Source organism: Mycoplana dimorpha (genome assembly GCF_003046475.1).
Lineage (GTDB): Bacteria > Pseudomonadota > Alphaproteobacteria > Rhizobiales > Rhizobiaceae > Mycoplana > Mycoplana dimorpha.
Map to the genome: position 1 here is coordinate 23,589 of NZ_PZZZ01000013.1, position 6,231 is coordinate 29,819.

Annotated in this window: 3 protein-coding genes, 4 pseudogenes and 1 other annotated feature; of the genes and pseudogenes, 4 read left to right on the top strand and 3 right to left on the bottom strand. The window is 58.6% G+C overall.

Annotated elements, in window-relative coordinates:
• Positions 1-319: 319 nt before the first annotated feature.
• Positions 320-1,762 carry a MocR-like pyridoxine biosynthesis transcription factor PdxR gene (gene pdxR, locus C7449_RS20930; RefSeq protein WP_108004845.1) on the bottom strand — a complete coding sequence of 481 codons (1,443 nt, stop codon included), beginning with the start codon at positions 1,760-1,762 and terminating at the stop codon, positions 320-322.
• A 72-nt stretch (positions 1,763-1,834) separates the two neighbouring features.
• On the opposite strand from pdxR, the gene C7449_RS20935 reads away from it, so the two are divergent.
• The 3 genes and pseudogenes from C7449_RS20935 to C7449_RS20945 all read left to right on the top strand — a co-directional run.
• On the top strand, positions 1,835-2,458 hold the full coding sequence (locus C7449_RS20935) for an FMN-binding negative transcriptional regulator (protein ID WP_108004846.1): 624 nt from the start codon (positions 1,835-1,837) through the stop codon (positions 2,456-2,458).
• Positions 2,459-2,489: 31 nt separating this feature from the next.
• Positions 2,490-3,173 (top strand): annotated as a pseudogene (locus C7449_RS20940) (B3/B4 domain-containing protein).
• Positions 3,174-3,525: 352 nt separating this feature from the next.
• Positions 3,526-3,654, top strand: a pseudogene (locus C7449_RS20945) (transposase); the annotation flags it as partial.
• Here the strand turns inward: C7449_RS20945 and C7449_RS20950 are convergent.
• Positions 3,654-4,048: pseudogene (locus C7449_RS20950) on the bottom strand (DUF305 domain-containing protein). The pseudogenes C7449_RS20945 and C7449_RS20950 overlap by 1 nt on opposite strands.
• A gap of 162 nt (positions 4,049-4,210) precedes the next feature.
• Positions 4,211-4,266: a sequence feature (sul1 is cis-regulatory element that is thought to sense ions involved in sulfur or methionine metabolism; They are found in Alphaproteobacteria), on the top strand.
• 75 nt (positions 4,267-4,341) lie between these two features.
• Between C7449_RS20950 and C7449_RS20955 the strand changes: the two are divergent.
• Positions 4,342-5,829, top strand: a complete 1,488-nt coding sequence (locus C7449_RS20955) for a SulP family inorganic anion transporter (RefSeq protein ID WP_170115980.1) — start codon at positions 4,342-4,344, stop codon at positions 5,827-5,829.
• 41 nt (positions 5,830-5,870) lie between these two features.
• On the opposite strand, the pseudogene C7449_RS20960 reads toward C7449_RS20955, so the two are convergent.
• Positions 5,871-6,143: pseudogene (locus C7449_RS20960) on the bottom strand (transposase domain-containing protein); the annotation flags it as partial.
• Positions 6,144-6,231: the final 88 nt, after the last annotated feature.

Genomic DNA, 6,231 nt, shown 5'->3' on the forward strand with positions numbered 1-6,231 from the left:
AGAACAGTTTCCCTATCGCGGTGAACGCTCTGGACGCTGATTTTCGGCTCAAGAATCAGTTTCATGAGTTCATTTCCGTATGACATGCACCGCAGAAGGACATTCATCGTCTTGACCGCACGCTCGGAACGGTTTGGATCCTAATCCATCGCATGAGTGGCAGCTTCCGACCCCATCTTGGGCATAAGCCGCGGATCAACGGACTGGCAGCTTTCAGGACTTTGAACTAGGAGGTCCAATGACCGATATGCAGGCGCAAAGCGGCCGAGAGTTCTTGGCTCCAAAGCGGCATTGAGGGTTGTTCCGCGTGCTACGGGTACTACGCACTGAGCAATTCCCCGCATCGGGTCACGCCATTTCTGATGTCGTTCAAGGACATCGATGCGTATCCGAATATGAACCCGGCACGCGGGTCGGTTCGCGTCTCATAAAGCGGACCGATGGGGTACAGCCCAACACCCTCGGTTCTGGCTTGTTCAGCAAAACGCGACTCGTCCGCCGCTGACAGTCCGTTGAACCAGACGACCACATGGAGGCCCGCAGAGGTTCCGACGATTTCGACACTGTCGCCGAAGACGCGCTGCATCTCGACCAGGAATGTTGAGCGTCGTTCTGCATTCACCCGTCGCATCCGCCGGACATGGGTCTCGTAGGCACCGGATTCGATCATCGCAGCCAAAGCCTCCTGCTCGAACGTGGCGCTGTGACGATCCGTGATCTGCTTGCAGCGGACGAACGCCTCGACGAGCGGTTCAGGCACTACCAGGTATCCAATTCGGAGTGTCGGCGACAAAATTTTGGAAGCCGTTCCGACGTAGATGACCCTGTCGGGCTGGGACAGTTGCAAGGGTGGGATTGGGTTCACGTCGTAGCGATACTCACCATCGTAGTCATCTTCGATGAGATAGACGCCGCCCGTGGCAGCCCAGTCCATCAATTCCTGCCGCCGTCTGGCGCTGAGCACGCCGCCCAACGGGAACTGATGACTGGGCGTGATAATCGCGCAGGCCACGTCCGCGGGGTCAGGAAGTTCCGACGGATCAATCCCGTCACGGTCGCATCGGACAGCGACCGGTTGGGCACCGAGCGCCAGCATGACATTGCGAGCCATCTGGTAACAGGGCTCTTCCAGGACGACGCGGACCCCGGGATTGATCAAGACCCGCCCGCAAAGGTCGAGGGCCTGCTGCGACCCGCTGACGACGACGATCTGGTTTTCGTCGCATCTGATCCCCCTGGCCCTCCAGACATATCCGTGAAGCGCCTTGCGAAGCGCCTTGCTTCCCGCGGGATGGTCGTATCCTAGCCGTTCGCGATGCGCGAGTGCGGAGGCACTTAGGGCACGCTTCCAGGCAAGCTTGGGAAAATCCGACGGAGCAACATCACCGTAACGAAAATCATAGTCCAAGGGTTTTTGCTCGGCACTGATCGTTCCTGGCAACGAGATGGCTCGTGTAGCATATGCGGACAATCTAACGGCCGCATTTCCCTCGCGTTGCGTCCATACGCTGCGAAACGGTGGCGAGTTCGGGGAGACAACTGGTTTGGCTCCCTGCCGCACCTGGATGTATCCCTCTGAGATCAACTGGTCGTACGCGGCCGACACTGTCGTCCTGGAAACCCCAAGTTCCTCAGCAAGGGCCCGGCTGGACGGAAGTTTGTCGCCGGGAGCATAAACGCCCGACACGATTTGCGCCCGCAAGTCGAGATATATGCGCTGTGTCGCACCTGTCCTCCGCGACCGGCTTGCAAACTGGCCCAATGAAAAACTCCGGAACTGGCCGTGTATCGTGCCAGATCTTGGATTATTCCATCCCTGTCAAGGAGATGCGAGATGTATACCCCACCAGCCTTCGCCGTGGACGACACCACGGAGCTTTACGAGATGATCCGGCAATGTCGCCTGGCCAATTTCGTGACGGCAACCGCAGCCGGGCCGATGGCGACACCGTTGCCGATGTACTTGGATCAGACGGAGGGCGAACGGGGCGTTCTCTATGCGCACCTGGCGCGGCCGAATCCGCAATGGAAGGCCGAGGTCATTGGCCAAGCGCTCGTCGTGTTCATGGGACCGGACGCCTATGTCACGCCTTCTTGGTACGCGTCGAAGGCAGAGCATGGGAAGGTTGTTCCGACTTGGAACTACACGGCGGTGCACGCCTCGGGGCCGGTAGAGTTCTTCGACGACGAGCACCGATTGCTTGATGTCGTGACGCGTCTGACAATAATTCATGAATCACGACGACAGGTTCCATGGGCGGTCTCCGATGCGCCGGACAGCTACATCAGGGCGCAGTTGCGTGGCATTGTCGGCATCCGAATGCCGATTGCCTCCCTTCAAGGAAAGCGCAAACTCAGCCAGAACCGGCCCGAGGCTGACCGTCAAGGGGTCAAAAAGGGCCTGGCAGAGTCCGACCGTGGTTCCGACCAGGTCGTCGCAACTCTGATCCCCGCCTGAAGAAAAGCACTCCACAGAAGTTACCGAGTTTATGTTCGAGCTACCCGTCATCGACGCACAGATCAGGGACATAGCGCCCGGCTTCATCGCGATGAGCATTCACGTCGATGCCACAAACGCACGGGCAGGACAACTCCCTGGCAATCTTCTGGAGGAAGCCAGCGGATACGTCGTCCGAGGCGGCCCTTCGTGGGCGGAAGCTCACCTCACCAGTTGGGCTGACGCGTATCAGCGTTTCGGGGCGAAGCCCAACAGAACGCCCTGTTCGGCCCAGGCTTTGCGGAAGAGGGTGTTGAAGGATGGGAAGCTCCCCCCAATAAATCCATTGGTCGACCTCTACAATGCGGTCAGCCTGAAATAAGCGGTACCGGTAGGTGGCGAGAACTACGATGCCTATGTCGGACGACCGCTTCTCACCATCGCCGACGGCACGGAGTCTTTTGACACTGTCATGAACGGCGAAGCGGTGATCGAGAATCCCGCTTCGGGCGAAGTCATCTGGCGTGACAATGTCGGTGTCACTTGCAGGCGGTGGAACTGGCGGCAGGGCACGCGCACGCGCCTCGACTACGCCTCCAGCCGGATGTGGTTCATACTAGAAAGTCTGGAAACCATGCCGGAAGCGGCTCTCGATGAAGCATCCGAGATGCTCGTGAGTGGCCTGAACGCGCTGATGCCCGGAAGCCTCATCGAGCGACGACGGATAGCCGTCTGAATTGGTGGTATGTCCGCAGCAGCAACAGCGTCCGGTGCCTCGTTCACCAATATGAAGGCGCTAAGCGGCCGTAGTGACAACTTGCCCCCGGGTGCAAACAACGGCCCTCCGGTCGGAGTAAGGACCGAAGCCGGAGCGCCCTCGTTAGCTTGAGGAGCGGACGCGGCTACGCGGTGATGTCCTCGCCACCGTGTGTTTCGGCAGCACGATGCCGCCGTTCGATTTTGCGATCTTCAATGTCCGCTTTCGCCCACGGAAGCGGTCTTTGCTCTCCCGCTGTGAACTGCCCCCCATTTCGACCGGACAGTCGGCATAAGCAGAAAGGCTCAAGCACAGGCTTGAGGACAGGCTTATGTCCAACGACTATCGACGCATCGAGGTGATCACGGGTGATGTCCGCCGCAGGCGGTGGACAACCGAGCAAAAGCTGCAGATCATCGAGCAGAGTTTCGAACCTGGCGAGACGGTTTCGTCGACCGCTCACTGTGCGTCAATGATGCGATCAGCGAGTGTGCGGACTTCCGGGTCGCGTATGTGAGCACGCTCGCTGGTCATGATCGCAATCGAATGGTGAGGGATCATCGCCTTCATGTAGGCGACATCGAAAACCGTTTCCTGACTTCGAACGAGCCAAAGTGCTCCTGCAAAGATCACAGCACTGCCCGCAGAATGGCGGCGTTCACCTTCTTGTTCGGGTACATTCCCCACATGAAGCTCATCATGATAACCGCCATGACTGCCCCCATCAAAACTGCCATCCAGGTTCGGGTCTGGCTGTAGAAAACATGATCAAACGCGTAGGTGTTGAGATACATCAGCCAAAACATCACCACGGTTGACACTGCGATCATTGCCGCAAAACGGGGATAGCTCATCAAAACTCTCCTTTCCCGCATTAACATGTAAGCGTTGATTTGGTTTCCGCAGAGGCTTTGGTGTAAGATCGTATGCCCGTCTTCGCGTCCTATGTTTTGTCGCGGGTTCAGACCGAGACATAATTGCAAAACTGGACTGCGTGAGCTACTTAGCGTCATCCACAAGGACCCGGTGAGATTCCGGGTGGCTCTTCTGGCCGCCGATCCGCCAGACAACACAGCAACGCAACCTATTCCATTTTCGAGGACCGAGTTTTGCTCGGCCCGTTGCCTCAACTGTGAAAAAACCTCCCATGCGAACTCTTTCAAACTACCGTCAGGAGTGGTTCTCCAACATCCGTGGCGACGTGCTCTCAGGCATCGTCGTCGCCCTCGCGCTCATCCCGGAAGCAATTGGCTTCTCCGTGATCGCAGGCGTCGATCCGAAGGTCGGCCTCTACGCCTCCTTCGCAATCGCTTGCGTGGCTGCCTTCGTGGGCGGTCGGCCGGGCATGATCTCTGCCGCCACGGCGGCGACCGCCGTTGTCATGATCTCGTTGGTCAAGGAGCACGGTCTTCAGTATCTGTTCGCCGCCACCATCCTGATGGGCATCATCCAGATCGTCGCGGGATGGCTGAGGCTTGGCCGCGTGATGCGCTTCGTCTCCCGCTCGGTCATCACGGGCTTCGTCAACGCACTTGCGATCCTGATCTTCATGGCCCAGTTGCCCGAACTTCTCGGGGTTCCGACGCTCACCTACGTGATGATCGCTGGCGGCCTCGCTATCATCTACCTCTTTCCATACGTGACCAAGGCTATCCCATCGCCGCTCGTGGCCATCGCGGTTCTCACGGCCATGGCGTGGTGGTTCGGCATGGACCTACGCACCGTCGGCGACCTCGGCGAACTTCCGTCTTCGATCCCATTCCTCATGCTTCCGCAGGTTCCGTTGACCTGGGAGACGCTGCAGATCATCTTCCCATACTCAGTGACGCTCGCTGCCGTCGGCCTGCTGGAATCGCTGCTTACCGCGCAGATCGTCGACGACATGACGGACACGCCCAGCAACAAGAGCCAGGAATGCGTTGGTCAGGGCGCGGGAAATATCGCGTCGGCGCTGATCGGTGGCATGGGCGGGTGTGCCATGATCGGACAGTCGGTCATCAACGTAACATCGGGTGGCCGAGGACGGCTTTCGACGTTTGTCGCGGGTGCTTTCCTACTGTTCCTGATCGTCGTTCTCAACGACCTCGTCCGGATCATCCCGATGGCGGCGCTTGTTGCGGTCATGATCATGGTTTCCATTGGCACTTTCTCTTGGCGGTCGATCCTCGACCTGAGACGCCATCCGCTTCCTTCCTCCGTCGTCATGCTGGCGACGGTCATCACCGTCGTCGCAACGCACGATTTGGCGAAGGGCGTGATCGTTGGCGTCCTGCTGTCCGGCATCTTTTTTGCTGGCAAGGTAGCCCGTCTGTTCAGGGTCACGCGCCTGGAGAATCCCGAACAAAACAGCGTCACCTATGCAGTGGTGGGGCAGGTCTTCTTTGCGTCGGCGGAAGCCTTTATCCATGCGTTCGACTTCACGGATAAGAGTAAGCGGATCATCATCGATCTCACAAAGGCTCATCTCTGGGACATCACCGCAATTGGCGCGTTGGACAAGATCGTATTGAAGTTCCGTCAGGCGGGCGACGAGGTCGAGGTTCTCGGCTTCAACGGAGCGAGTGCTGATATGATTGACCGCTTCGCGCTGCACGACAAGGATGAGCGGCTTGCGGCAAGCGCCTCACTACACTGAACAACGCGGCTGCGTACCTTCGTGCGCAGCCATCTGCCCCGCTACTGTTGCCTGTTGGTCCGCTCCAAGGGCGAATTATTCCAAGGCAAAAGCTCATGAATCTGGCCCTGCTTGTGGCCGTTGACGATGGCAGTGAGCGTGGCGGTCAGATAAGCCAGCGGATCGACGGCATTGAGCTTGCAGGTCTCGATGAGCGAGGCGATGGTCGCCCAGTTCTCGGCCCCGGCATCGTGCCCAGCGAAGAGTGCGTTCTTCCGATTGAGGGCTATCGGCCGGATGGTCCGTTCGACACTGTTGTTGTCAATCTGTAAGCGGTGTTTTCAGGCCACGGCTTTGAGTTCGGGCTTTGCGGCGTAGGCCCATGGCAGCAGGTCATCGATCTGGCTATTTGAATGGCCGTTG

Excerpts from the sequence above, each read along its gene's own strand:
- C7449_RS20935 (WP_108004846.1), top strand. The coding sequence starts at position 1,835 with ATGTATACCCCACCAGCCTTCGCCGTGGACGACACCACGGAGCTTTAC.
- C7449_RS20955 (WP_170115980.1), top strand. The coding sequence starts at position 4,342 with ATGCGAACTCTTTCAAACTACCGTCAGGAGTGGTTCTCCAACATCCGT.